This window comes from Phenylobacterium sp. 58.2.17 (genome assembly GCF_026411515.1).
GTDB lineage: Bacteria > Pseudomonadota > Alphaproteobacteria > Caulobacterales > Caulobacteraceae > Phenylobacterium.
In genome coordinates, this window is the sequence record NZ_JAPMTQ010000019.1 from 18,458 (window position 1) to 43,404 (window position 24,947).

Here is a 24,947-nt window from a genome sequence, read left to right on the forward strand (position 1 = left end):
CCCGCCGCAAAAGTAGCGGCCGACCAGCCCCTACCGCAACGCCAGGGTCAGCGCCTTGACCTGCATGTAGTCGGCGATGCCGTAGACCGAGCCCTCGCGGCCATAGCCGCTCTGCTTCACGCCCCCAAACGGGTTGGCGGCGTTGGAGATCAGGCCGGCGTTGATCCCGACGATGCCGGACTCGATGGCCCGGCCGACCCGCATCGCCCGGTTCAGGTCGTCGGTGAACAGGAACGCCGCCAGGCCGAACTCCGAGGCGTTGGCCCGGGCGATCGCCTGCTCCTCGGTCTCGAACTCGAACACCGGGACCAGCGGCCCGAAGGTCTCCTCGCGGCAGAAGAGTTCGTCGTCGCCGCCGAAGGTCACGGTCGGTTGAAAGAAGTTGCCCTCGATCCGCGCGCCGCCGGTCAGCACCGTCCCGCCCGCCGCCACCGTGCGGGCGATGTGATCCTCGACCTTGGCCACGCCCTTGGCGTCGATCAGCGGCCCGATCACCGTGTCCGGGGCGAACGGATCGCCGACCTTCAGGGTCTTCACCTTCCGGGTCAGGGCGTCGACGAACCGCTCGCGGATCCCAGCCTGCACATAGACGCGGTTAGGGCAGACGCAGGTCTGGCCCCCGGCGCGGAACTTGCCTGCCACCGTCCCCTCGACCGCGACCTCCAGGTCGGCGTCGTCGAACACCAGCAGCGGGGCGGCCCCGCCCAGCTCCATGGATAGCCGCTTCAGGGTCGGGGCGCACTGCGCCGCCAGCGTGCGGCCGACCCCCGTCGAGCCGGTGAACGACAGCTTGCGGATCAGCGGCGAGGCCGTCAGCGCCCCGCCGACCACGTCCTGCGCCCCGGTCACCACCGAGAAGCAGCCGGCCGGCACGCCCGCCTCCAGCGCCAGGGCGGCGAGGGCCAGGGCGGTGAACGGCGTCGCCGAGGCGGGCTTCAGCACCACCGGGCAGCCGGCGGCGAACGCGGCCGCCGCCTTGCGGGTGATCATCGCGGCCGGGAAGTTCCACGGGGTGATCGCCGCCACCGGACCGACCGGTTCCTGGAAGGCGAGGATCAAATCCTGCCCGTTGGGGCTCTGAATGGCCTTGCCGTCCAGGCTTTGGGCCAGATTGCCGAACCAGGTGACGAACGAGTTTGCGTAACGGACCTCGCCCAGCGCCTCGGCGAACGGCTTGCCGTTCTCCAGGGAGATGATCGCCGCCAGGGCCTGCTCGTGCTCGCTAACCTTTTGAGCCCATTGGGAAAGGATTGCGCCGCGCTGGTACCCCTTCAGCGCCGCCCAGGGGCGGAAGGCGTCGTCGGCGGCCCGAATCGCCCGCTCGATCGCCTCTTTCGGCAGCTTTGGGACCCGTCCGATGAGCGTCCCATCGGCAGGATTGGCGACCTCGATGACATTAGCGCCCTCGGCGGCGATCCACTCGCCGGCGACCAGCGCGGCCTGGCGGATCAGGCGTGCGGCGCCCGCCTTCCGTTCGTCCACAGACGGTTGATCTGGCATGGAAATCCCTTTCGCCGCTTGCGCCCGCCTATAGGTTCCAGGGGCGGCCCCGGGTTCCGATGAAACTTTTCGTGTTGCGCCGCAACCGCCCGAAAGCTTGACTCGGGCTGGTCTTGGAGTCGTCATAAAGCAGACATGCCGCATTGCAGCATGAGTTTCGCGGAGGCGCGTATGACGGATCTTCCGTTCGCCTATTCCCTGGCCCACGCCGAATGCGGCTGGGCCTGGCGGATCTTCGACGAGGACGGCGAGACTGTCGCCCAGGGCCTCGACCTGTCGCAATCCGACGCCCAGGCGTCGGTCGAGAGCGCGATCCGCATGGCGGCCTCGGAGGCCCGCGCCTAGACCCTTTCCGGTTCAGGTGAAATCGCCTGAAGCGGATGAAAAGGGTCTATCTTCAAAAATTTGGAGCGCGACGGTCGCTTCAACCGGCCTCCACTTGAAGCTGTCGCGCTCTAAGCCCTAGCTTGACGACCTGCGCTGCAGGCGTTCCTTTCCCGGTCAGCGCGGCCTCAAGGTCGCAAATTCCGATTTGGGGACGTCTCGCCGCATGAAATCCCAGCTTCTGGCCGCCACCGCGGTCGCTTTGTTCGCCTTCGCCCCGGCTTCGGCCCAGGCGCCCGCCAAGCCCGCCAAACCGACCCCCGCCGAGGCCAAGGCCTTCGTCGACAAGGCCGAGGCCGAGCTCGCCGCCTTCAACCAGTACGTGGCCAAGTCGGCCTGGGTGCGGGCGACCTACATCACCGAGGACACCCAGTGGCTGGAGGCCAAGGCCACCGCCGAGCAGAACGAGCTGACCGCCCGTTACGCGCGTGAGGCGGCCAAGTACGACGGCGTCGCGGTCGACCCGGTCACCGCGCGAAAGTTGAAGCTTCTCAAGCTGTTCCTGGTCTCGCCGGCCCCCAACCGGCCCGGCGCCGCGGGCGAGCTGGCGACCATCGCCACCCGCCTGGACTCGACCTATTCGGCCGGCAAGTTCCAGCACGGCGGCAAGACCCTGACCCTCAACGACGCCGAGGAGATCCTCGCCAAGAGCCGCGATCCGGCCGAGCTCAAGGCGGTCTGGGAGGGCTGGCATTCGGTCGCCCCGCAGATGCGCGGCGACTACGCCAAGCTGGCGCAGCTTTCCAACGAGGGGGCCCGCGACCTCGGCTTCAAGGACACCGGCGCGCTCTGGCGCTCCAACTACGACATGGACCCGGACAAGTTCGCGGCCGAGACCGACCGCCTGTGGAGCCAGGTCGAGCCGTTCTACCGCAATCTGCACTGCTACGTGCGCGGCCAGCTGAACGACAAGTACGGCGACGCCGTGCAGCCGCGCAAAGGTCCGATCCGCGCCGACCTGCTGGGCAACATGTGGGCTCAGCAGTGGGGCAACGTCTACGACGTGGTCCAGCCGAAGACCGCCTCGTCGAGCTACAGCCTCGACAAGCTGTTGGTTTCAAAGGGCTATGACCCGGTGAAGATGGTCAAGACCGGCGAGAGCTTCTACACCTCGGTCGGCATCTCGCCGCTGCCGGAGACCTTCTGGAAGCGTTCGATGATCACCCGGCCGCAGGACCGCGAAGTGGTCTGCCACGCCTCGGCCTGGGACCTCGACGACCGCGACGACGTGCGCATCAAGATGTGCACCAAGGTCGACGCCGACGACTTCTACACCGTTCACCATGAGCTCGGGCACAACGTTTACCAACGCGCCTACAAGGACCAGCCGTTCCTGTTCAAGAACGGCGCAAACGACGGCTTCCACGAGGCGATCGGCGACTTCGTCGGCCTCTCGGCCCTGACCCCGACCTACCTCCAGCAGATCGGCCTGCTCGACAAGGCGCCTGGCGCGGACGAGGACATCCCCTTCCTGCTGAAGATGGCGCTCGACAAGATCGCCTTCCTGCCCTTCGGCCTGATGGTCGACCGCTGGCGCTGGGAGGTGTTCTCCGGCGAGGCGACGCCAGAGCGCTACAACGACGAATGGTGGAAGCTGCGCCTTAAGTATCAAGGGCTTGCCGCGCCCGGCCCGCGCCCGGCCGACGCCTTCGATCCGGCGGCCAAGTACCACGTGCCGGCCAACGTGCCCTACACCCGCTACTTCCTGGCCCACATCTACCAGTTCCAGTTCCACCGCGCGGCCTGCAACCAGATCGGCTGGAAGGGACCGCTGCATCGCTGCTCGGTCTATGGCGAGAAGGAAATGGGCCAGAAGTTCAACGCCATGCTGGAAATGGGGGCGTCCAAGCCCTGGCCCGAGGCGATGGCCGCCTTCACCGGTGAGAAGACCGCCGACGCCACTGCAGTGACGGCTTACTTCAAGCCGCTGAATGACTGGCTGACCGTCCAGAACAAAGGCGAGTCCTGCGGCTGGTAACTCGGTTAACGGGCGCCGAATTAAGCTTTGCCTTAACCGTCTTCGGCGCCCGTTCGTTTACGCTGCTCTGGCAAGCTCCAGCGGATTCAACTCTGAACTGCTGGGGCTCCAGGCGTGGAAAAGATCACCAAGCAAGTCGCCAGGCGTATTCATGGCATGACCGGGCGGCTCAAGGCCCGATGCGTCGCGGGTGTTCGCGACGAGCGCGGCGCGACCGCCGTCTTCTTTGCTGTGGGCCTGCTGCTGCTGGCGCCCGCCACCATGGGTCTGATCGACCTCTACATGATCACGACCCAGCGCGGCCAACTGCAGGACGCCCTCGACACCGCCACGCTCTACGTGGCGCGCTCGACCGCCACCACGGCCACCGAGATCCAGACCAAGGGCGACGCCGCCCTGCGGGCCAATCTCAAGCTGCCGGACGATCAGGAGATCACCTCCACCAAGTTCGAACTGGCGGCGGACAAGATCACCATCAAGGGCGAGGCGACCATCGAGCCGCCCTCGATCGGGCCCCAGCTCTGGGCGCAGGCCGACATCCGGGCGACCTCGGAAGTGCTGCGCAACTCCAACAACGTCGAAGTCGCCCTGGTGCTCGACACCACCGGCTCGATGAACGACTACATGGACAGTCTGAAGGTCGCGGCGAAGGATCTGATCGATCTGGTCGTGAAGGACCAGCAGGCGCCCTACTATACCAAGCTCGCGATCGTCCCCTACTCGGTGGGGGTCAATATGGGATCCTACGAGGCCGACGCGCGCGGCGCGGTGAAGGGGACCACGGCGATCACCGGCGCCAGCAAGACCAACCCGGTGGTCATCACCTCGCCGAACCACGGGCTCTACGAGGGCGAGCGGCTCGTTATCAATGGGGTGGTCGGCATGACCGCCCTGAACACCAAGACCTACATCGCGACCGGCGTGACGACCGATACCTTCAAGCTGCAGCGGTACGACAGTAACGACGAGAAGATCTATAACGTCGATGGTCGGAACTATGACGACTACACGTCGGGCGGAACCGTGCAGTGCAAGGGTGAAGGGTGCAGCGAGAACATCTTCACCAACGCCAGCAGCACGTCGAAACGCATTCTGCAGACGACCTTCAGCAAGACGGCCTGCGCGACCGAGCGGCTTGGCGATCATGCCTATGACGACACCGCCCCGTCCGATGCGCCGGTCGGCTGGCACTATGCAGCGTCGTGCCCGTCAAAGCCCATTGTGCCGCTGTCGACCAACAAGACGACGCTGAAGGGGGTCATCAACTCGCTCTCAGACAGTGGCTCCACGGCCGGTCATATCGGTCTCGCCTGGGGCTGGTACATGATTTCGCCGGAATGGAAGGGGCTTTGGAAGGGGGAGAGCGAGCCGGCCGCCTATGGCAAGGAACAACTGCTCAAGGTCGTGGTGCTGATGACCGACGGCGCGTTCAACACTCCTTACTGCCGCGGCGTGGCGGCTAAGGACGCCGGCAGCGGGGCGCCAAGCTCGGGCAGCCGGATCAACTGCGACGCCGTCAACGGCGATCCGTTCGCCCAGGCGGACAAGCTCTGCAAGGCTATGCGGGCCAAGGGCGTGATCATCTACACGGTCGGGTTCAACGTCGGCTCCGAGCCGAAGGTCCAGAACCTGATGAACAACTGCGCGACCTCGCCGGAGTATGTCTACATGCCCAACGGCGGGGCGGAGCTGAAGGTCGCGTTCCGGGCCATCGCCCAGGACATCAACTCGCTGCGGATCGCCAAGTAACCGCCGCTGCGAGGATCGAAAGTTCAACGCGCCGGGCCCGCCGCCCGGCGCGTTTTTCTTTGGGCGTCAGCCGACGCGCTCGGGGCCTTCGCCGCCCTCGACCTGCTCGGCCTGGGCGGCCAGCTTGGCGAGGCTGGCGGCGTGGCTGTCGCGGGTGATGCGGTAGAGCGAGACGCAGAGGATCGCCGCGCCGTAGAGCCCGCCCAGCACGAACAGGTAGGTCAGACCCAGGTTGGAGACCACGCCCTCGCTGACCTGGCCCGGCTTGGCGTTCTGCGGGAAGCCGATGGCCAGCAGGATCATGCTCGAGGCGAAGATGCCGACGCCGGAGACCGCCTTCTGCACGAAGGCGGCGGCGGCGAAGAACAGGCCTTCGGAGCGACGGCCGGTGCGCAGCTCGGAGTCTTCCACCACGTCGGCGATCATCGACGAGATCAGGATCGCCGAGATGATCGAGAAGCCGGTCGAGAACACCGCCTGCACGAACAGGATCGGCAGCAGGGCCGGCGAGCTGTTGTCGGGGAACACGCCGGTCAGGCGCAGGGTGATCGGGGTGACGGCGATGACGAAGGACAGCACCTTGGTCAACTGGGCGGTCTGCTTCTTGCCCAGCCGCTTGGAGAGCGGGGCGGCGAAGCCAAAGGCCAGGGCCGCGGAGATGAAGTTGGCGGCCGCCAGGATGGCGATCTGGTTCGACGGCAGCTGCCAGAAGAAGGTGTTGAAGTAGAGATTCAGCGACAGCACCAGCCCGCCGGCCATGGCGTTGAACAGGCCCGCGCCCATCAGCACCAGGAACGACTTGTGGCTGAGCGTGCCGACCATCTCCTTGGCCAGCTGGACGAGGGTCAGCTTGCGGGCCGGCGGGATGCGCAGGCGCGGGATCTGGTTGTGGGTGCCCATCGCCGAAATCAGGATCGCGGCGAAGATCACTGCGGCGGCGACATAGCCGTAGGTCACGTAGCCGGCCGGGTTCAGCTGGCCGACCGGGTGCTCGGCGTCCGGGGTCAGGAACACCTTCAGCGCCAGCAGGGTCATGGTCAGGCCGCCCCACCAGGCGAAGAAGTAGCGGTAGGACATGACCTTGGTGCGCTCGTCGTAGTCGGTGGTCAGCTCCGCCGCCAGCGCCGCCGAGGGGATCTCGTACATGGTGATGAAGCTGCGGATGATCACCGCGACCACGATCAGGTAGACGAACAGCGCCTCGTGCGACCAGCCCTGCGGCGGGTTCCACAGCAGCAGGTAGGACAGCGCCACCGGCAGGGCCGCGGCGTACATGAACGGGTGGCGGCGACCCCAGCGTGATCGCCAGTTGTCGGACACCTGGCCCATGATCGGGTCGAGGAAGCTGTCGATGATCAGGGCGATCATGATCGCCAGCCCGACCGTCGCCGACGGCAGGCCGACCACCTGGTTGTAGAAAATCAGCAGCAGATAGGAGAAGCCCTGGTCCTTGACCCCGAAGGCGACTGAACCGAAGCCGTAGAAGAACTTGGTCGGGACGCTCAAGCGCCCCTGCTTTTGAGCATCTGGTACGGCGTCCGCCACGGTGTTTCCCCTAATTTTGTGTACGCTTTTGTAAACACGACCAGGAGGGCGAGGGAAGGGGGCGTCTCAACCGGCGCTGGCGATCACCGGTTCGGCCTGGGGCGGCTGGGCCGCGTCGCCGACGGTCTTCTCGCCGGCCAGCGCCGCCACGTTGCGCTCATGGGTCTCGCGGTCGATGCGGTAGAACACCAGCACCAGGATCGAGAGCATGTTCATCCCGAAGGTGATCGGCAGGTAGATCAGCGCCAGGTGGCGCATCACCTCGGGGCCGACGGATCCGGCCGGCGCATGGGTCGGAAAGGCCACGAAGGTCAGCAGCACGCCGCTGAGGAACACGCCGATGCCGGCGGTGAACTTGGGCAGCAGGCCGTTGGCCGCGAACAATAGGCCTTCTGAGCGTACGCCCGTGCGAACGGCGGCGTCCTCGACGATGTCGGCGATCATCGAGGAGATGATGATGTAGCCGGCGATGGCCAGGGTGGTGGCGATGAAGGCGTCGACCCACAGGATGGCGAACACCCATGGCGAATGGTTCGGCGGCATCAGGTGAAGCAGTCGCAGCAGGATCGGAGCCGAGGCGGTGACCGTCGAGACGCTGAACAGTCCGAGCATCGCGGCCTTCTTGCCGAACGCCTTCGAGGCTGGAGCGGCGATCGCCACGCCCGAGACCGAGGCCAGCACCGAGGCCAGGGCCAGCATCGAGATGTTGGCGGCGCTGAGCCCCCAGAACTCCAGATAGAAGTACTGGCTCAGCGCATTGGTCATGCCAGCCGCCACGCCGGAGCAGAGGCCGGAGGTCATGACCACCACCAGCGAGCGGTTCGACAGCGTGCCGCCGATCTCGCGCAGCAATTGGGGCAGGCTCGCCTGCCGTTCGGGCGGAGCGGCCAGTTGCGGGACGTGTCGGTGCGTGCCGATGGCCGAGACCAGGATCGAGGCGGCCATCACCAGCCCGGCCAGGATCCCGTACTGAGCGTAGCCGTCCCGATTAAGGATCCCGCCGTTCTCCGGGCTCAGGAAGACCTGGTAGAGCACCACGTTCATCCCGAAGCCGCCGATCACCCCGAAGAAGAACCGGTAGCTGAACAGGCTGGTGCGCTGGTCGTAGTCGGAGGTCAGCTCCGGGGCCAGCGCTTGGCTCGGCACCTCGTAGAGGCTGACGCAGATCCGCAGCAGCACCAGCATGCCGATCAGGTAGAGGCCGATGCTCTGCGGCGGCCAGTCGGCTGGCGAGTTCCAGAAGCCGATGCAGGCGGCCGCCACCAGCGGGGCGGCGGCGTACATCAGCGGATGGCGGCGGCCCCAGCGGGTGCGCAGCTTGTCCGACCACTGGCCGATCGCCGGGTCGATGAAGGCGTCGAGGATCAGGGTGGCCATGATCGCCGTGCCGACCCACAAGGCCGGCAGGCCGATCACCCGGTTGAGATAGGGCTGCAGCACCGCCGAGGAGAGGCCGAGCGTGGCGACCCCGAAGGCCACCGAGCCGACGCCGTAGAACACCTTCGAACCGACGCTCAGACGCCCGTCCGCCGCTTGGGCCTCGCCCATGCCGTCCTCCCTGACCAGAGGGCCGCGATCTTCGCCGCGGACGCCGCTGGTTCGAATATTCGGTACGACCGGGGCGCTGGCAAGCGCCTAATCGTCAGGGCGGTGGGCGGCTCAGGCCTTGGGCGCGACCGGGCTAAGGTCGCCGGCCGGGCCGGCGGCCGCGGGCGAGGCCCCCTCGATCTGTGCGTCGGTGGTGCGGGTCTCGAGCACGCCTTGCTGCAGCTTGCGCAGGTTCTCCTCGTGGGTGGTCTTGTCGATCCGGTAGAGGAACAGGCAGGTGATGGCGACCGCGTAGAAGCCGCCGATGGTCGGCAGGTAGATGAGCGCCAGGTTGCGCAGCAGGTCCGGATCCACCTGGCCCGGCTTGGCGCCCTGCGGGAAGGCGACATAGGCCAGCAGCACCCCGGAAACGAACACCCCGACGCCCGAGACGATCTTCTTGAACAGGTTGTCGGCCGAGAACAGCAGGCCCTCGGAGCGGCGGCCGGTCTTGACCTCGCTGTCCTCGACGACGTCGGCGATCATCGACTGCAGCATGATCCCGGTCATGATAGCCATGGCGCCGTTGGCCATGAAGTCGATGATCAGGATGCCGAACAGCAGGTTGGTGCCATTCTCCGGCATCACCCCGAGGATGCGCAGGCCGATCGGCAGCAGCAGGGCGATCACCGCCCCGAAGAACATGGTGATGGCCGCCATCCGCTTGCCGAGCTTGGCCGAGACCTTCGGGGCCAGGGTCACGCCGATGACGCTGGCCACCACGCCGGTGACGGTCAGCAGCGCCAGCTGGCCCTGGGTCAGGCCCCAGAAGTAGAGGTTGAAATAGAGCTCCAGCGCGGTCTTCAGGCCGAGCGAGACGTTCATGAACATGCCCGAGATGGTCAGGGCCACGAACGAGCGGTTGTTGAGGGTCGAGGCCACTTCGCCCAGCATCGCCCGCACCGTCACCTTCCGCTTCGGCGGCTGGCGCAGATAGGGGATCTGGTGGTGGGTCGCCCGCGACGAGATCAGGATGATCGTGAAGATCGTGATCGCCGCGACGATCGAATAGGTCTGCCAGCCGTCGCGCGACAGCAGGCCGCCGGTGCCGTCGGCGTTCTTCTTGAGGAACACCTGGTAGACCAGCAGCTGCATGATCAGCCCGCCGGCCACGCCGCAGAACGAGCGGATCGCGATCATGCTGGTGCGCTGGTCGTAGTCCTGGGTCAGTTCGGCCAGCAGCGCCGTCGAGGGCAGTTCGAAGAAGGTGTCGAATAGCCGGATGGTCAGCAGGCAGACCAGCATGTAGCCGAACAGCGCCTCCTCCTCCCAGCCGACCGGCGGGTTCCAGATCATGTAGAAGGCGATCGCGACCGGCAGGGCCGCGGCGTACATGAACGGGTGGCGCCGGCCCCATTTGCTGCGGGTGTTGTCCGAGATCTGCCCGACCATCGGGTCGACGAAGGCGTCGAAGATCAGCGCGATCATGATCGCGGTCGACACCATGGCCGGCGGCAGGCCGACCACCTGGTTGTAGAACAGCAGCAGGAAGGTCGTGATGCCGCGCTGCTTGATGATGTTGGCGGCGGCGCCCAGGCCATAGAGCGCCTTGGTCCGGAAGGTGATCGGCGGGCGTGGCGGCAGGCCGGCGGCGGCGTCGGTCATGTCGTGGAATCCAGGACTGATGTCAGGCTTTGAAGGGCTGCGGCGATGCGGCCGGGGGCTCGGGCGCAGGTTCAGGCTCGAGCGCCTGGCCCGGAGCGGCCGATCGCGCGGCGGCCAGCTTGCGGAGGTTGTCCTCGTGCTTGGCCTTGTCGATGTTGAAGAAGCTGAGGCTGACGATGCCCAGGCCGAACAGCACCCCGATCACCGGCAGGTAGATCAGCCCCATATTGTGGATGATCTCCGGGTCGACCTGGCCGCGCTTGGCGTTCTCGGGAAAGGCGATCGCCGCCAGCACCGCGCCGGAGATGAACACCCCGACGCCGGAGACCAGCTTCTTGAACAGGTTGTCGGCGCTCATCAGCAGGCCCTCGGACCGGCGGCCGGTCTTGACCTCGGCGTCCTCGATGACGTCGGCGACCAGCGAGACCAACAGCACCCCGGTGCCGCCCGCCAGCGCGGTGTTGATCGCCGTCTCGACGATCAGCAGGCCGTAGAGCAGCCCGGTGCCGTTGTCGGGCATGACGCCGACCAGGCGCGCGACGACCGGGCTGACCCCGACCAGCAGGGCGCTGGCGAACATCAGGATCGCGCCGTGCTTCTTGCCGATGCGCTTGGCGATCTGCGGCGCGGCGACCACGCCCATCGCCGAGCCCGCGACGCTGACGGTCACCAGCCCGGCCAGTTGCGACTGGCTGAGCTCCCAGAAATAGAGCCCGAAATAGATCTCGAGCGCGTTGCGGGCGCCGACGGCGATGGCGACGAACATTCCGGTGATGGTGGCGATCACGAAGGCGCGGTTGTTCAGCGTCGCGGCCACTTCCCGCGCCATCGCCCTGAAGGTGATCTTCCGGGTCGGAGCCTGGCGCAGATAGGGGATCTGGTTCTGGGTGCCCGCGGTCGACAGCAGGATGCAGGTGAAGATCAGCAACGCGGCGCAGAGCGAGTAGGCGAAGTAGCCGTCGCGGGCCAGAACCCCGCCGGTGCCGTCCGGGTTCTCCTTCAGGAACACCTGGTAGGCCAGCACCGTCATGCCCAGCCCGCCGATCACCGCGAACAGCATGCGCAGCGAGATCAGCTTGGTGCGCTCGTCGTAGTCCTTGGCCAGTTCGGGGGCGAGGGTGGAGTGCGGCAGCTCGAAGAAGGTGTCGAACAGGCGGACGGTCAGCAGGCAGGCCAGCAGATAGGCCACCATCTGCCCGTCGCTGAGGCCCGTGGGCGGGTTCCACAGCAGGTAGAACGCCACCGAGACCGGGATCGCCGCGGCGTACATGAACGGGTGACGGCGACCGAGGCGGGATTTGAAGTTGTCGGAGATCTGGCCGACCAGCGGATCGACGATGGCGTCGAACACCAGGGCGATCATCAGGACGAAGGTCACCGTCGTCGGCGGCAGTCCCACGACCTGATTGTAGAACAGCATCAGGAAGGTCGAGAGCCCGCGCAGCTTCACAGCGTTGGCGACGGCGCCGACGGCGTAGAACAGCTTGGTGGCCAGGCTCAGGGGCGGTCGGGAGTCGGTCATGGGCGGGCGACCAGGCCTTGGACGCTTAGGCCTTCGGCGCGCGCGAACGTGCTCGGCTTGGATGGGCCGTCGACCAATTGTTCCTCCCGCTGCGCGATTAATGCTGCGCGGCCGCCATTATGGGTAGGCCAAACCACAGCCTTGAAGCTGCGGCGCGGCGCTCACGATCAATTGGTCAAATCGTGAGGGACGGCTTCCCCATCGTCAACGCATTTCATGGCTGCAATCTGGCGCCTTACCGTTACCTGGCAGGGGCTTGGCGTAGCCGCGGGTTTGCGAGACCGATGTTCTGCATATATTCCATGGCGGCGGCCCGGGTTCGAACCGCCGCCATGCCGAACCCTAGAACTGGGGCTCAGTCGGCGGCGACCAGCATCACCTTGCCGACATGCGCGCCGCCTTCGAGATAGGCGTGGGCCGCGCCCGCCTCGACCAGCGGGAAGGTCTTGTCGATCTGCGGCTTCAGCTGGCCGGCGGCGATCCACGGCCAGACGGTCTGCTCGACCGCCGCCGCCAGCCGGGCCTTTTCGTCGGCGTCGCGCGGGCGCAGGGTCGAGCCGGTGACCACCGCCCGCTTCATCATCAGCCGGAAGATCGGCAGCGCCACCTCGCCGCCGCCCTGGGCGGCGATGAACACGATCCGCCCGCCGGTCTTCAGGGCGTCGAGGCCCTTCGCGAAATAGTCGCCCCCGACCATGTCGAGGATCACGTCGACACCGCCGTTGGCCTTGGCGACCTCGGCGAAGTCCTCGGTGGTGACGTCGACGCTGACATCCGCGCCCAGCTTCATGGCCTGCGCCGCCTTGCCGGCGCCGCGGCCGGTGGCGATCACCTTGGCCCCGGCGGCCTTGGCCATCTGTATCGCCGTTGTCCCGATCCCGGACGTCGCGCCATGGACCATCAGCGTCTCGCCGGCCTTCAGGGCGCCGTGCTCGAACACGTTGGCGAAGACGGTGAACACCGTCTCGGGCAGGGCGGCGGCTTCCAGCGCGCTCAGGCCCGGCGGAATCGGCAGGGCGTGGCGCGCGTCGACCACGGCGTATTGCGCATAGCCGCCGCCGCCGAGCAGGGCGCAGACCTTGTCGCCCGCCTTCCAGCGGCCGGCCCCGACCACCACTTCGCCGGCGACCTCCAGGCCCAGCGTCTCGGGCGCGCCGGGCGGCGGCGGATAGGCGCCGATGCGTTGCGCCAGGTCGGGACGGTTCACGCCCGCGGCCTCGACCTTGATGAGGATCTGCCCCGGGCCCGGCTGCGGCCGGGCGATGGTCTGCGCCTTGAGGTTTTCCGCAGGTCCTCGCCCGCCCTCCACAGCGATGGCGGTCATGGTGTCAGTCACAGGGGCGCCCTCCGGCAGGTTTTCAGCGTAGTCTCCCAGATAGACGCCGATACGGATCTGGCAATGGGAGGTCTTCGATGGATGAACCGGTGAACACCCGAGTCCAGCGCGGCCAGCGGCTGGCCGAAGCGATGCGCGAGGATCTCGAACTCTACGGCGTGGCCGAGCTCGAGGACCGGATCGCCGCCCTGCAGGAAGAGATCGACAGGTGCCGTGCCCAGATTGAGCGCAAGCGCTTGGGCCGAGCGGCGGCCGACTCGCTATTCTCAAGGCCAAGCTGAGCGGCGCTTTACGGATAACCGAACGTAAACGCGGGTCATCGATAACGGGTGTTTACGTCTGGCATGGGGGTTGCACACCTCCGCCGCCGAAGCCGCAGACACCTGCGGGCGAGGATATTAGAGGCTGAGTGCTGTCATGATCGAAGGATTTGCGCCGAGCGGCGCTTGGCGGGCTGACGTGATCGCCGACTTTGCGCGATCCGAGCTGTTCGACCGCACCTTCCAGGAAGGCATGGATCTGGTCGAGGAGACCGCCGGCTACCTGGACGGCTCGGGCCGCCAGGAATCCAAGCTGCTCTCGCGCAGCGCCGCCCTGGCCTATGCCGGCGAAAGCATGCGGCTCACCACCCGGCTGATGCAGGTGGCCTCCTGGCTGCTGGTGCAGCGGGCCGTGCGCGAAGGCGACATGCCGCCGGAAAGCGCCCGCGAGGAACGCTACCGCCTGGGCGCCGAGGACATTTGCCGGGGCGCCACCGTCGAGGATCTGCCGGCCGGCCTGCTGATGCTGCTTGACCGCTCCGAGCGGCTCTATGAGCGCGTCCGCCACCTGGACCGCCGCATGTACATCGAAGAGACCGAGCCGGAGGACGCCAACCCGGTGCTGTCCCAGTTCGGCCGCCTGCAGGCCGCCTTCGGGGCCTAGGCGTTCCCCTTGTCCTTCTCCCCTCGTGGGAGAAGGATTGTCGGGGCCTCGACAGAGGTTCACGCACAGCAAAAAACGCCGCGCGGGCTGCGCGGCGTTTTCGTATCTGCTCGCGGAGTGCGGTGGGCGCGCGCCAGGCGCGCCGCAGGCCTTACTTGCGGGTGAAGGCGCCGAACTTGGCGTTGAAGCGCGACACGCGGCCGCCGCGGTCCAGAAGCGTCTGGTTGCCGCCGGTCCACGCCGGGTGCGTCTTCGGGTCGATGTCGAGGTTCAGGGTCGCGCCCTCTTTCCCGTAGGTCGAACGGGTCTGATAGCTGGAACCGTCGGTCATCACGACCGTGATGAAATGATAGTCCGGGTGGGTGTCTTGTTTCATCGCGAGGGCAACCGACGTAAAGGAGCGGCAGAAAGTTCACGGTCCGCCGCAAGGGCGGGCGCGAAGGAAGCCGCGCGTATACAGGAAAAGGCGCGGTAAGAGCAAGGGCGCTAGTTTCCATGAGTGATTTGGCCGTCGAGGCTCCGGTCGAAGGGCGGCCCAGCGCCGGCGCCTCCATGGCGCAGGATCTGAGCGAGGCCGCCAAGCGCCGGACCCGCAGCCGCAACGTCGGGGCCCTGCGCGGCCTGGCGCCGTATCTGGCCCGGCACAAGGGCGACACCGCCTGGGCGGGCCTGTTCCTGCTGACCGCGGCGGCCTCGACCCTGGGGCTCTCCGGCGCGGTGCGGATGCTGGTCGACCACCTGACCGCGCCGGGCGCCACCGACGCCAGCGTCGCCCCGCGCTTCTGGCTGATCGGCGGCGTGGCCCTGGCGCTCGCCGCCTCCAGCGCCCTGCGCTACTTCTTTGTCACCAAGCTGGGCGAGCGGATCACCGCCGACCTGCGCAAGGCCGCCTACAGCCACATCCTGACCCTCGACCAGCCGTTCTTCGCCAAGACCCGCACGGGCGAGGTGCTGTCGCGCCTGACCACCGACATCCAGATCGTCGAGAGCCTGCTCTCGACCTCGATCTCGGTCGCGCTGCGCAATCTGCTGACCCTGATCGGCGCCCTGGTGCTGCTGGTCATCGTCAGCCCGAAGCTGACCGGCCTGGTGGTCGGCCTGTTCCCGTTCGTGCTCGCGCCTCTGTTTCTCTACGGCAAGCGGGTCCGCAAGCTGACCACCTCGACCCAGGACCAGTTCGCCGCCGCCGTCGGCCATGCCGGCGAAACGCTCGACGCGCTGGAGACCGTCCAGGCGTTTGGGCGCGAGGCCGCCGGCGCGGCGGTCTTCGGCGAGGCGGTCGAAACCTCGTTCCGCACCTCGCTGCGCCGGATGACGGCGCGGGCGATCATGACCGCCCTGGTCATCGGCCTGGTGTTCGGCGGCGTCGTCTTCATCTTCTGGCTGGGCGTCCACGCCGGCCTGCGCGGCGAGATGACCTGGGGGGCGCTGTTCCAGTTCGCCTTCCTGGCGGTGATGGCCGCCGGCTCGGTCGGGGCGCTCGGCGAAACCTGGGGCGATGTCCAGAAGGCCGCGGGCGCCATGGAGCGGATCTCCGAGCTGTTCGCCGCCACGCCCGCCATCGCCGCCCCCGCCCATCCCAAGGCGCTGCCGCAGCCGGCCCGCGGGGAGATCGCCTTCGAAGACGTCCGCTTCGCCTATCCGGCCCGCCCGGACGCCCTGGCGTTGGACGGTTTCTCGCTGAACGTCGCGCCGGGCGAGACCGTCGCTCTGGTCGGACCTTCGGGCTCGGGCAAGAGCACCGTTTTCCGGCTGCTGCTGCGCTTCTACGACCCGGTCAGCGGCGTGGTGCGGCTGGACGGGGTCGACTTGCGCGACGCCGACCCGGCGCAGGTCCGAGCCCGCATGGCGCTGGTCTCCCAGGACTCGCCGCTGTTCTCCGGTTCGCCGGCCGACAACATCCGCTTCGGGCGGCTGGACGCCAGCCCCGAGGAGGTGCGCGCCGCCGCCCGCGCGGCCCAGGCCGAAGGCTTCCTCGACGCCTTGCCGCAGGGCTTCGACACCCCGCTCGGCGACCGCGCCCGCAGCCTGTCGGGCGGCCAGCGCCAGCGGCTGGCCATCGCCCGCGCGCTGATCCGCGAGACCCCGATCCTGCTGCTCGACGAGGCCACCAGCGCCCTCGACGCCGAGAACGAGCGCCTGGTCCAGCGCGCGCTCGAGGACGCCATGGTCGGCCACACCACCCTGGTCATCGCCCACCGCCTGGCCACAGTGCTCAAGGCCGACCGCATCGTGGTCATGGACGCCGGCAAGGTGGTCGAGCAGGGGACCCACGCCGAACTGCTGTCCCAAGCTGGCCTCTACGCCCGCCTGGCGGCCCTGCAGTTCGGCGACGTGGCGGCCTGAGCCGCCTGATCTAGGCAAGTCATCCCGGTTTCGGCCGTAGGCCGAAGACCGGGACCCAATCGTGTCGGGGCGGGGGCGGCTGCGCGCCGCTGGCCTTGTGCATGGGTCCCAGATAGGCGCTGCGCGCTTTCCGAGGAGACACGCGTGGCTGAGGTCAGCCCCGCGCCTTCACCGCCAGCCCCGGGAAGTCGCTGAACACCCCCTGGACCCCGGCGGCGTAGAGCGCCTTGAACACCGCCTGCACGTCGCCATGCGCGGCCGGGTCCTGGCCCTTGCGCAAGGCCTGCGGCAGGAACCGGTTCTCGGCCCGCACCGTCCAGGGGTGGACCTGCAGGCCCAGGGCCCGGGCCTCGGCGACCAGGCCGGTCGGCTGGCCCAGCACGCCGTCCTTCATTGGAACTACCAGCGACCAGTCGGGGCCGACGCCATGGGCGTAGCTCGCGATCCGCTTGAGACCCTCGGGGCTCACCATCTCGGGTCGGTCGGCGCCGACCAGTTGCACCAGCTTGGCCTGCGACATGGCTTGGAAGTTGCGCAGCGATTCCGGCTCGAAGCTCTGTACGAAGACCAGGTCGTGGACGCCGCCCAGGTTGTTGCGGGCCAGCGCCTCGGCCAGCCGCCGCTCGATCGGCAGGTGGATGCTGGCGAAGTAGGCCGGGTGCTTCATCTCCGGATAGATCCCGATCGGTCGTCCGCAGCAGGCGCTCTGCTGGCGGGCCAGGTCGATCACCTCCTGGAAGGTCGGGATGGCGTCCAGGCCGTCGAACTTGGCGCTCTTGGGGCGCAGCAGCGGCAGCCGCTCGCGGGCGCGCAGGGTCTTCAACTCGTCGAGGGTGAAGTCCTCGGTGAACCAGCCTTCGATGCGTTCGCCGTCGATCACCTTGGCGGTCTTGCGGCTGGCGAATTCAGGATGGGCGGCGACGTCGGTCGTGCCGGAGATCTCGTTCTCGTGCCGCACGACCAGGTGGCCGTCCTGCGTCACCACCAGGTCCGGCTCAATGAAGTCCGCGCCCTGCTCGATGGCCAGCAGATAGGCGCCGCGCGTGTGCTCGGGCCGCTCGCCGCTGGCGCCGCGGTGGGCGATGACGATGGGCTTGCGGGCGTCGAAGGCCATGGCGGGGGTGGCCGCCAGGGCGGCGCTCGAGAGGGCGAAGGCGCGTCGGGTCAGGTCCATCGGGCGAGCTTAGCCGCCCAAGGTGACGCCCGCATCAAGCCTGAGTTTAGGCGGCGGCCTTCAGCTTTTCGACCAGCAGCGGGTGCAGATCGAGGTTGGCCGCGCAGATCGAGCCCGAACCCATGATGTCGTCGCCGCCGTCGGCGTTGGTCACCTTGCCGCCGGCCTCGGTGATCATCAGCACGCCCGCGGCCATGTCCCACGGCTTCAGGTCGCGCTCCCAGAAGCCGTCCAGGCGGCCGGCCGCGACATAGGCCAGGTCCAGCGAGGCCGCGCCGAAGCGGCGCACCCCGGCGACCCGCTGGCTGATCTGGTGCAGCTCCTTCAGGAACCGGGCGTGCTGGCCGTGGCCCAGGAACGGGATGCCGGTGCCCAGCACCGACTCGTCCAGGTGCTTGCGGCCCGCGACGCGCAGGCGCTTGTCGTTGACGAAGCAGCCCTTGCCCTTCTCGGCCCAGAACAGCTCGTTGGTGACCGGGTTGTAGGTCACCGCCGCGACCACCGCGCCCTCGCGCTCCAGGGCGATGTTGATCGCGAAGTGGGGGATGGCGTGCAGGAAGTTGGTGGTGCCGTCCAGCGGGTCGACGATCCAGGTGTGGGTCTTGTCGGTGCCCTCGACCAGGCCGCGCTCCTCGCCGAGGAAGCTGTAGCCGGGACGCGCCTTTTCCAGCGCCTCGAACACGGTCTGCTCGGCCTTGATGTCGGCGGCCGAGACGAAGTCGGCCGGCGCCTTGCGCGAGACCTGCAGCTCGGACAGTTCGCCGAAGTCGCGGTTGAGGCCGCGGGCCGCCTTGCGGGCGGCGTCGGACATGACTTTCAGCAGGGCGGATTGGGTCGACACGGGGAGATCCAGTTCTGGGCGCCAGACGTGCGCCATCGCGCCGGAAAGGCGAGGAATTTCGAGCGGCGGAACCTAGTGGGACGAGGGCTCTAAAGCAAGGAATCAGATGCTCGCCTTCCCGGGGGAGGGTCTAGGCTTGCCGCGCCGCGACGCCCCTGGCGATCGCCGCGTTCAGCGCGGCCACCGCCGCGGCCGGGCCCTGCGGATGGGCCCAGACCCCGGCCGAGACCGCCAGGAAGTCGGCGCCGGCCTTGGCCAGGCCCTCGGCGTTGTCGGCGGTGATCCCGCCGATGGCCACGCAGGGAACCTCCATGGTCTCCTGCCATATGGTCAGGATCTCCGGCTCGGCCCGGGTCGGGGCGTCCTTGGTCGTGGTCGGGAAGAAGGCCCCGAACGCCACATAGTCGGCGCCGGCCTCGGCCGCCTCCATCGCCAAGTGACGGCTGTCGTGGCAGGTCACCCCGATCATCGCCTCGCGGCCCATGATCTTGCGGGCCTCGGCATAGGGCGTGTCCGACTGCCCGACATGCACCCCGTCGCAGCCGAGCCGCGCGGCCAGGTCCGGCCGGTCGTTGAGGATCACGGCCACGCCGCGGGCCTGGGCGATCGGCGTCAGCACGTCGACGGCGGCGGCGATGGTCATGTCGTCCGCGTCCTTGAGCCGGATCTGCAGGGCGGCCACGTCGCCGGCGTCCAGCGCCTGGGCCAGGGCCTTGCCGAACGCGGCCAGGTCGTCGAGCGTGGGCGGGGTGATCAGATAGAGGCGGCATTCGGCGGTCATGGCCGCCTTACTAGCCGCGCCGGCGTCCAGCGACAAACGGCCGCGCGTCGCACCCCTGGCGGAGTCGCTCCAAGAGTTGCAAATGAGTTGCAACGACGTTCGCATTTGGTAAAAAGGGCTCGTCGTCGGGAGTAAGTCGCCTTGTACGTCTGCAATTGTAACGGCATCCGCGAGCGCGAAGTGCGCGCCGCGATCGAAGCGGGGGCCACGCGCCCGGCCGAGGTCTTCCGGGCCTGCGATTCCCAGGCTCAATGCGCCCGCTGCGTCTGCGACATGCGCAAGATGATCGGCGAACACGGCGAGGCGCTGCGTTACGCGGCCGAATAGGTTTCGCAACGGCCCGCGCAGGCCTGCGAACGAAACGCGGAATCACTTGCAAACATAGGCTTTGACTAAAATCGTCCCGGGTAAGAGTTTGCCCCTCGAAGTGGATTCGAGGAGGTGCTCATGAAGGGCGACAAAGCGATCATCCGGCGGCTGAACGCGGTGCTCACCAATGAGCTGACCGCTGTGAACCAGTATTTCCTGCATGCGCGCATGTACCAGGACTGGGGCTACGCCCGCCTGGGCAAGATCACCTACGATGAATCCATCGGCGAGATGAAGCACGCCGACAAGCTCATCAAGCGCATCCTGTTCCTTGAGGGCCTGCCCAACCTGCAGGACCTGCACAAGCTGAAGATCGGCGAGACGGTGCCCGAATGCCTGGCGGCGGACCTGGCCGTCGAGGTCGGCGGCCGCGTCGACCAGATCGAAGGCATCCGCGAGTGCGAGGCCAGCGGCGACTACGCCACCCGCGAGATTCTGCGCGAGATCCTCAGCGACACCGAGGAGCACATCGACTTCCTCGAGACCCAGCTGAACCTGGTCCGCACCCTCGGCGAGCAGAACTACCTGCAGAGCGCGCTGGGCGAACTCGAAGGCGGCGAGGGGCACTAACCTCCCCGCGCCGTGTCATCCCGGAAAGCGGCCTGACCTGGCCGCGCCGCGTCAATGGATCCCGGTTTCGACGGCTGCGCCGCCGAAGCCGGGACGACACCATCTAAGCCTCATGCGTGGCTGGCCGGGACAAGCCCGGCCATGACGAGCTTGAGAGGGGTCCAAAACCCGCTAGGCTCCCTCCAACGATAAGGGGGAAGCGAATGACCGAAGCGGTCGCGGGCGACGGCGTCGTCACGAAGAGGAAGAACCGACTGGTGATCGGTGCGGCCTCGGCCGGCACGGTCTTCGAGTGGTACGACTTCTACCTCTACGGCTCGCTGGCCGGCTTCATCACCCAGCACTTCTTCTCGGGCGTCAACGAGACCACCGGCTACATCTTCGCCCTGCTGGCCTTTGCTGCAGGGTTCGCGGTGCGCCCGTTCGGGGCGATCGTGTTCGGCCGCCTGGGCGACCTCTGGGGCCGCAAGAACACCTTCCTGGTGACCATGCTGCTGATGGGGCTGTCGACCTTCGCCGTCGGCCTGCTGCCCGGCTATGACCAGATCGGGCTCGCCGCCCCGGCGCTGCTGATCGTCATGCGGCTGATCCAGGGCCTGGCGCTCGGCGGCGAGTACGGCGGGGCCGCGACCTACGTCGCCGAGCACGCTCCGCCCGGCAAGCGCGGGCTCTACACCAGCTGGATCCAGACCACCGCGACGCTCGGCCTGTTCCTCAGCCTGATCGTCATCCTGGCGGTGCGCTCGCTGACCGGCGAGGAGGTGTTCAAGGCCTGGGCCTGGCGCATCCCGTTCCTGGTCTCGGCCATCCTGCTGGCGGTGTCGCTGTGGATCCGGCTGAAGCTGAACGAGAGCCCGGTGTTCCAGAAGATGGTCGACGAGGGCAAGACCTCGAAGAAGCCGCTGGCCGAGTCGTTCGGCCAGTGGTCGAACCTCAAGGTCGTGCTGCTGGCCCTGGTCGGGCTCACCGCCGGCCAGGCGGTGGTCTGGTACACCGGCCAGTTCTACGCCCTGTTCTTCCTGGAGAAGACGCTGAAGGTCGACGGGCCGCTGACCAACACCCTGGTCGCCTTCGCCCTGATCCTCGGCACCCCGTTCTTCGTGGTGTTCGGCTGGCTGTCGGACAAGATCGGCCGCAAGCCGATCATCCTGACCGGTTGCCTGCTGGCGGCCCTGACCTACTTCCCGATCTTCAAGGCCCTGACCGAGGCGGCCAATCCGGCCCTGGCCCACGCCAGCGCCCGCGCGCCGGTGGTGGTGATCGCCGACCCGGCGACCTGCCACGTCCAGTTTGACCCGGTCGGCAAGCAGGTGTTCACCAGCGGCTGCGACGTCGCCCGCGCGGCCCTGGCCAACGCCGGGGTCTCCTACGAGGCCGTCGATTCGACCGCCAAGTCCGAAGGGGCCTTCGTGATGGTCGGCGAGCGCGGGCTTGCCGGCCTCGACGCCACGGGCATGAGCACCGGGCAGTTCAAGGCCGCCCGCGACGTGTGGGTCAAGGACCTCAACGCCATCCTGCACGAGGCCGGCTATCCGCCCAAGGCCGACCCGGAGCAGGTGAACAAGCCGATGGTCGTGGGCCTGCTGTTCCTGCTGATGCTGTACGTGACCATGGTCTACGGCCCGGTCGCCGCGGCCCTGGTCGAGATGTTCCCGGCCCGTATCCGCTACACCTCGATGAGCCTGCCCTACCACATCGGCAACGGCTGGTTCGGCGGCTTCCTGCCGACCACCGCCTTCGCCATGGTGGCGGCGACGGGCAACATCTATTTCGGGCTCTGGTATCCGATCGTCATCGCCGCGGCGACGGCGGTGGTCGGCTTCCTGTTCGTGCGCGAGATGCGCGGGGCCAATGTCGACGACTAGGGCGGGATCTAACCCTTGCGTCCGCCGCGCGGCTGGTTGACGTCGTAGGGCTCGTCATAGCCGTGGCGGGCTGAATAGAAGGCCAGCCACATCAGTCCGCCGGTCAGGCCGCCCACCGCGACCAGGCCGGCGACGACGAACACCAGCACTTGGCCCAGGCCCTCCCAGCCGTAGCCGAGGCGCGAACTGGCGTAGAGCGTCCAGCCGCCCAGCGCGGCGATCGCCGCCAGGGCGGCCAGCAGGGCGATCAGGGTCCAGAGCCGACGCATTTCCCAGCAATCGCCGACGCGGCGCAAGGTTCCGCCGGACATGCAAAAGCCGCCGCCTCGGGTGAGGCGGCGGCTCTGCGGATCGTCTATGCCGGTCGGCCTATTCGGCCGCCTGGCGGGCGACGCCGATCTTCGGGGCCAGTTCGCCCGAGGCGTAGCGCTTGGCCATCTCCGACAGCGGGATCGCCTTGATCGAGCTGGCGTGGCCGGCGGTGCCGAACTCCTCGAAGCGCTGGACGCAGACCTTGCGCATGGCTTCCTTGGCCGGCTTCAGGTAGCTGCGCGGGTCGAACTCGCCCGGCTTCTCGGCGAAGAGTTTGCGGATCGCGCCGGTGATGGCCATCCGGTTGTCGGTGTCGATGTTGATCTTGCGCACGCCGTGCTTGATGCCGCGCTGGATCTCTTCGACCGGCACGCCCCAGGTCTGGGGCATCTCGCCGCCGTACTGGTTGATGATGTCCTGCAGGTCCTGCGGCACCGACGAGGAGCCGTGCATCACCAGGTGGGTGTTGGGCAGGCGGCGGTGGATCTCTTCGATCACGTTCATCGCCAGGACGTCGCCGTCCGGCTTGCGGGTGAACTTGTAGGCGCCGTGGCTGGTGCCCATGGCGATGGCCAGGGCGTCGACCTCGGTGGCCTTCACGAACTCGACCGCCTGGTCGGGGTCGGTCAGCAGCTGGTCGTGGCCCAGCTTGCCCTCGAAGCCGTGGCCGTCTTCCTTTTCGCCCATGCCGGTTTCCAGGCTGCCCAGCACGCCGAGCTCGCCCTCGACCGAGGCGCCGACCCAGTGGGCCATGTTCACGACGTTGCGGGTGACCTCGACGTTGTAGTCGTAGTCGGCCGGGGTCTTGCCGTCGGCCTTCAGCGAGCCGTCCATCATCACCGAGGTGAAGCCGTACTGGATCGCGGTGGCGCAGGTGGCTTCGTTGTTGCCGTGGTCCTGGTGCATGCAGATCGGAATGTGCGGATACATTTCCGCCATCGCGTCGATCAGGTGCTTCAGCACGATGTCGTTGGCGTAGGAACGGGCCCCGCGCGAGGCCTGCATGATCACCGGCGAGTCGGTGGCCTGCGCGGCCTCCATGATCGCCAGCGCCTGTTCCATGTTGTTGATGTTGAACGCCGGAACCCCGTAGCCGTGCTCGGCCGCGTGATCCAGAAGCTGTCTCAAAGTAACCCGGGCCATGCCCTGCCCTCCGTAGTTCTAAAGTTTAATTGGTCAGGGCCGCCACTCCGGGCAGCTCCTTGCCTTCCATCCATTCAAGAAACGCGCCGCCCGCCGTTGAAACGAACGTGAAATCGTCGGCGCGGCCCGCCGCGTTGAGAGCGGCGACTGTATCACCGCCGCCGGCCACGGCCACCAGCTTGCCGGCCTTGGCCAAATCGGCCGCATGCTTGGCCGCCGCCATGGTGGCGACGTCGAACGGCGGCACCTCGAACACGCCCAGCGGGCCGTTCCAGATCAGGGTGGCCGAGACGTCCATCGCCGCGATCAGTTTGGCCAGGGTCTTGGGGCCGGCGTCGAGGATGCGGTCGCCGCCCTGGATGTCGGTCAGTTCGCGCACGTTCGAGGCGACGCCCGGCTTCACCTCTTCGGCGGTCACCACGTCGATCGGCAGCAGCAGCTCGCAGCCGGCCTTCTTGGCGCTGTCCATGATCTCGCGGGCGGTGTCGGCCAGGTCGTGTTCGCAGAGCGAGGCGCCGACGTCGATCCCTTGCGCGGCCAGGAAGGTGTTGGCCATGCCGCCGCCGATCGACAGGCGGTCCAGCTTGGTCACCAGGTTGTTCAGGAGGTCGAGCTTGGTCGAGACCTTCGAGCCGCCGACGATGCCCAGCACCGGGCGCTTGGGCGCGCCGAGCGCGGCCTCCAGGGCGTCCAGCTCGCGGCGCATCTGCTCGCCCGCATAGGCCGGCAGCAGCCGCGCGACGCCCTCGGTCGAGGCGTGGGCGCGGTGCGCGGCCGAGAAGGCGTCGTTGACATAGAGGTCGCCGTTGGCGGCCAGCGCCCCCGCGAACTCCGGATTGTTCTTTTCCTCGCCCGGGTGGAAGCGGACGTTTTCCAGCAGCAGGACGTCGCCGTTCTTCAAGCCGTCGACCGCGGCCTTGGCGGCCTCGCCGACGCAGTCGGTCGCGAACGCCACTGGGGCGCCCAGCAGGTCGGCCAGCGGCTGGGCCAGCGGCTTCAGGCTCATTTCGGGAACGACCTTGCCCTTGGGCCGGTCAAAATGGGCCAGCAGGATCACCTTGGCGCCGCCGGCGCGCAGCTTGGCGATGGTCGGCAGGATGGCCCGCAGGCGGGTGTCGTCGGTGACCTTGCCCTCGGCCATGGGGACGTTGATGTCCACGCGGACCAGGGCGCGCTGGCCGGCCAGGTCGGCGTCGTCGAGAGTCTTGAAGGCCATCAAATATCTCCGTGCGCCCCGGCGCAGGCCGGGGTGCTGACAGGGTCAGAAATGCGGAACGGGGGGCGGCCGGCCGGGCCGGGCCCCCCCCCAACCGTCGTATATAAACATACCCCCCCCCCATGGGGGGTGGGTGGAAAACAATCCGGGGGGGAGTATTCACCAAATACAGCGGCACCGCGGGCTCCCACAACGCCACC

22 protein-coding genes are annotated in these 24,947 nt (G+C 67.7%); 9 read left to right on the forward strand and 13 right to left on the reverse strand.

The features are described from left to right. Positions 1 to 30: 30 nt before the first annotated feature. The gene (locus OUA97_RS13385; RefSeq protein WP_267232404.1) at positions 31 to 1,500 is read right to left on the reverse strand and encodes an NAD-dependent succinate-semialdehyde dehydrogenase; all 1,470 of its coding nucleotides are present in this window, start codon (positions 1,498 to 1,500) and stop codon (positions 31 to 33) included. A gap of 171 nt (positions 1,501 to 1,671) precedes the next feature. On the opposite strand from OUA97_RS13385, the gene OUA97_RS13390 reads away from it, so the two are divergent. The 3 genes from OUA97_RS13390 (at position 1,672) to OUA97_RS13400 (ending at position 5,611) form a co-directional block, all read left to right on the forward strand. Beyond that, the gene (locus OUA97_RS13390) at positions 1,672 to 1,845 is read left to right on the forward strand and encodes a hypothetical protein (protein WP_267232406.1); all 174 of its coding nucleotides are present in this window, start codon (positions 1,672 to 1,674) and stop codon (positions 1,843 to 1,845) included. 205 nt (positions 1,846 to 2,050) lie between these two features. Beyond that, complete coding sequence (locus tag OUA97_RS13395; protein WP_267232407.1) at positions 2,051 to 3,862, forward strand: M2 family metallopeptidase; 1,812 nt, start codon at positions 2,051 to 2,053, stop codon at positions 3,860 to 3,862. A gap of 114 nt (positions 3,863 to 3,976) precedes the next feature. Further along, entirely contained in the window at positions 3,977 to 5,611 is a 1,635-nt protein-coding gene (locus OUA97_RS13400) for a TadE/TadG family type IV pilus assembly protein (RefSeq protein WP_267232408.1), read from the forward strand. 66 nt (positions 5,612 to 5,677) lie between these two features. On the opposite strand, the gene OUA97_RS13405 is transcribed toward OUA97_RS13400, so the two are convergent. The 5 genes from OUA97_RS13405 to OUA97_RS13425 form a co-directional block, all read right to left on the reverse strand. Further along, on the reverse strand, positions 5,678 to 7,117 hold the full coding sequence (locus OUA97_RS13405; protein ID WP_267232409.1) for an MFS transporter: 1,440 nt from the start codon (positions 7,115 to 7,117) through the stop codon (positions 5,678 to 5,680). 105 nt (positions 7,118 to 7,222) lie between these two features. Then, entirely contained in the window at positions 7,223 to 8,704 is a 1,482-nt protein-coding gene (locus OUA97_RS13410) for an MFS transporter (protein WP_267232410.1), read from the reverse strand. Positions 8,705 to 8,815: 111 nt separating this feature from the next. Then, positions 8,816 to 10,348, reverse strand: a complete 1,533-nt coding sequence (locus OUA97_RS13415) for an MFS transporter (protein ID WP_267232411.1) — start codon at positions 10,346 to 10,348, stop codon at positions 8,816 to 8,818. 22 nt (positions 10,349 to 10,370) lie between these two features. Continuing rightward, positions 10,371 to 11,870, reverse strand: coding sequence for an MFS transporter (locus OUA97_RS13420; RefSeq protein ID WP_267232412.1), 1,500 nt, complete (start codon positions 11,868 to 11,870; stop codon positions 10,371 to 10,373). 355 nt (positions 11,871 to 12,225) lie between these two features. Next, positions 12,226 to 13,206 (reverse strand): NAD(P)H-quinone oxidoreductase, encoded by a 981-nt coding sequence (locus OUA97_RS13425; RefSeq protein WP_267232413.1) that lies wholly within the window; start codon positions 13,204 to 13,206, stop codon positions 12,226 to 12,228. Positions 13,207 to 13,283: 77 nt separating this feature from the next. Between OUA97_RS13425 and OUA97_RS13430 the strand changes: the two genes are divergently transcribed. Then, positions 13,284 to 13,487 (forward strand): DUF1192 domain-containing protein, encoded by a 204-nt coding sequence (locus OUA97_RS13430; RefSeq protein ID WP_267232414.1) that lies wholly within the window; start codon positions 13,284 to 13,286, stop codon positions 13,485 to 13,487. A gap of 136 nt (positions 13,488 to 13,623) precedes the next feature. After that, positions 13,624 to 14,130: a DUF1465 family protein gene (locus tag OUA97_RS13435; RefSeq protein WP_267232415.1), complete on the forward strand. Its 507-nt coding sequence runs from the start codon at positions 13,624 to 13,626 to the stop codon at positions 14,128 to 14,130. Positions 14,131 to 14,281: 151 nt separating this feature from the next. Here OUA97_RS13435 and rpmE read toward each other — a convergent pair whose 3' ends face one another. Next, the gene (gene rpmE, locus OUA97_RS13440) at positions 14,282 to 14,506 is read right to left on the reverse strand and encodes a 50S ribosomal protein L31 (RefSeq protein WP_056017645.1); all 225 of its coding nucleotides are present in this window, start codon (positions 14,504 to 14,506) and stop codon (positions 14,282 to 14,284) included. 119 nt (positions 14,507 to 14,625) lie between these two features. On the opposite strand from rpmE, the gene OUA97_RS13445 reads away from it, so the two are divergent. After that, a complete protein-coding gene (locus tag OUA97_RS13445; protein ID WP_267232418.1) occupies positions 14,626 to 16,476 on the forward strand; it encodes an ABC transporter transmembrane domain-containing protein in 1,851 nt (616 codons plus the stop codon). A 154-nt stretch (positions 16,477 to 16,630) separates the two neighbouring features. On the opposite strand, the gene OUA97_RS13450 is transcribed toward OUA97_RS13445, so the two are convergent. The 3 genes from OUA97_RS13450 to thiE form a co-directional block, all read right to left on the reverse strand. Further along, positions 16,631 to 17,650, reverse strand: coding sequence for a glycerophosphodiester phosphodiesterase (locus tag OUA97_RS13450; RefSeq protein ID WP_267232419.1), 1,020 nt, complete (start codon positions 17,648 to 17,650; stop codon positions 16,631 to 16,633). Between the two features lie 46 nt (positions 17,651 to 17,696). Beyond that, positions 17,697 to 18,491, reverse strand: a complete 795-nt coding sequence (locus OUA97_RS13455; RefSeq protein WP_267232420.1) for an inositol monophosphatase family protein — start codon at positions 18,489 to 18,491, stop codon at positions 17,697 to 17,699. 130 nt (positions 18,492 to 18,621) lie between these two features. Further along, positions 18,622 to 19,272 (reverse strand): thiamine phosphate synthase, encoded by a 651-nt coding sequence (gene thiE, locus OUA97_RS13460; protein WP_267232421.1) that lies wholly within the window; start codon positions 19,270 to 19,272, stop codon positions 18,622 to 18,624. Between the two features lie 141 nt (positions 19,273 to 19,413). Here thiE and OUA97_RS13465 point away from each other — a divergent pair, with 141 nt between their 5' ends. The 3 genes from OUA97_RS13465 to OUA97_RS13475 all read left to right on the forward strand — a co-directional run bounded on the left by OUA97_RS13465 (position 19,414) and on the right by OUA97_RS13475 (position 22,076). Then, positions 19,414 to 19,599, forward strand: coding sequence for a (2Fe-2S)-binding protein (locus OUA97_RS13465; RefSeq protein ID WP_267232422.1), 186 nt, complete (start codon positions 19,414 to 19,416; stop codon positions 19,597 to 19,599). Between the two features lie 120 nt (positions 19,600 to 19,719). Then, entirely contained in the window at positions 19,720 to 20,211 is a 492-nt protein-coding gene (bfr, locus tag OUA97_RS13470; protein WP_267232424.1) for a bacterioferritin, read from the forward strand. Between the two features lie 203 nt (positions 20,212 to 20,414). Further along, positions 20,415 to 22,076 carry an MFS transporter gene (locus OUA97_RS13475; RefSeq protein WP_267232425.1) on the forward strand — a complete coding sequence of 554 codons (1,662 nt, stop codon included), beginning with the start codon at positions 20,415 to 20,417 and terminating at the stop codon, positions 22,074 to 22,076. 8 nt (positions 22,077 to 22,084) lie between these two features. Here OUA97_RS13475 and OUA97_RS13480 read toward each other — a convergent pair whose 3' ends face one another. The 3 genes from OUA97_RS13480 to OUA97_RS13490 are packed head-to-tail and all read right to left on the reverse strand — an operon-like array spanning position 22,085 to position 24,747. After that, on the reverse strand, positions 22,085 to 22,387 hold the full coding sequence (locus tag OUA97_RS13480; RefSeq protein ID WP_267232426.1) for a hypothetical protein: 303 nt from the start codon (positions 22,385 to 22,387) through the stop codon (positions 22,085 to 22,087). Positions 22,388 to 22,445: 58 nt separating this feature from the next. Beyond that, entirely contained in the window at positions 22,446 to 23,531 is a 1,086-nt protein-coding gene (gene fba, locus OUA97_RS13485; RefSeq protein WP_267232427.1) for a class II fructose-bisphosphate aldolase, read from the reverse strand. Positions 23,532 to 23,556: 25 nt separating this feature from the next. Beyond that, positions 23,557 to 24,747: a phosphoglycerate kinase gene (locus OUA97_RS13490; protein ID WP_267232428.1), complete on the reverse strand. Its 1,191-nt coding sequence runs from the start codon at positions 24,745 to 24,747 to the stop codon at positions 23,557 to 23,559. Positions 24,748 to 24,947 lie beyond the last annotated feature (200 nt).

Excerpts from the sequence above, each read along its gene's own strand:
- OUA97_RS13385 (WP_267232404.1), bottom strand. The coding sequence starts at position 1,500 with ATGCCAGATCAACCGTCTGTGGACGAACGGAAGGCGGGCGCCGCACGC.
- OUA97_RS13395 (WP_267232407.1), top strand. The coding sequence starts at position 2,051 with ATGAAATCCCAGCTTCTGGCCGCCACCGCGGTCGCTTTGTTCGCCTTC.
- fba (WP_267232427.1), bottom strand. The coding sequence starts at position 23,531 with ATGGCCCGGGTTACTTTGAGACAGCTTCTGGATCACGCGGCCGAGCAC.
- OUA97_RS13390 (WP_267232406.1), top strand. The coding sequence starts at position 1,672 with ATGACGGATCTTCCGTTCGCCTATTCCCTGGCCCACGCCGAATGCGGC.
- OUA97_RS13430 (WP_267232414.1), top strand. The coding sequence starts at position 13,284 with ATGGATGAACCGGTGAACACCCGAGTCCAGCGCGGCCAGCGGCTGGCC.
- OUA97_RS13410 (WP_267232410.1), bottom strand. The coding sequence starts at position 8,704 with ATGGGCGAGGCCCAAGCGGCGGACGGGCGTCTGAGCGTCGGTTCGAAG.
- OUA97_RS13415 (WP_267232411.1), bottom strand. The coding sequence starts at position 10,348 with ATGACCGACGCCGCCGCCGGCCTGCCGCCACGCCCGCCGATCACCTTC.
- OUA97_RS13480 (WP_267232426.1), bottom strand. The coding sequence starts at position 22,387 with ATGTCCGGCGGAACCTTGCGCCGCGTCGGCGATTGCTGGGAAATGCGT.
- OUA97_RS13435 (WP_267232415.1), top strand. The coding sequence starts at position 13,624 with ATGATCGAAGGATTTGCGCCGAGCGGCGCTTGGCGGGCTGACGTGATC.
- OUA97_RS13445 (WP_267232418.1), top strand. The coding sequence starts at position 14,626 with ATGAGTGATTTGGCCGTCGAGGCTCCGGTCGAAGGGCGGCCCAGCGCC.
- bfr (WP_267232424.1), top strand. The coding sequence starts at position 19,720 with ATGAAGGGCGACAAAGCGATCATCCGGCGGCTGAACGCGGTGCTCACC.
- OUA97_RS13450 (WP_267232419.1), bottom strand. The coding sequence starts at position 17,650 with ATGGACCTGACCCGACGCGCCTTCGCCCTCTCGAGCGCCGCCCTGGCG.
- OUA97_RS13490 (WP_267232428.1), bottom strand. The coding sequence starts at position 24,747 with ATGGCCTTCAAGACTCTCGACGACGCCGACCTGGCCGGCCAGCGCGCC.
- OUA97_RS13475 (WP_267232425.1), top strand. The coding sequence starts at position 20,415 with ATGACCGAAGCGGTCGCGGGCGACGGCGTCGTCACGAAGAGGAAGAAC.
- rpmE (WP_056017645.1), bottom strand. The coding sequence starts at position 14,506 with ATGAAACAAGACACCCACCCGGACTATCATTTCATCACGGTCGTGATG.
- OUA97_RS13420 (WP_267232412.1), bottom strand. The coding sequence starts at position 11,870 with ATGACCGACTCCCGACCGCCCCTGAGCCTGGCCACCAAGCTGTTCTAC.
- thiE (WP_267232421.1), bottom strand. The coding sequence starts at position 19,272 with ATGACCGCCGAATGCCGCCTCTATCTGATCACCCCGCCCACGCTCGAC.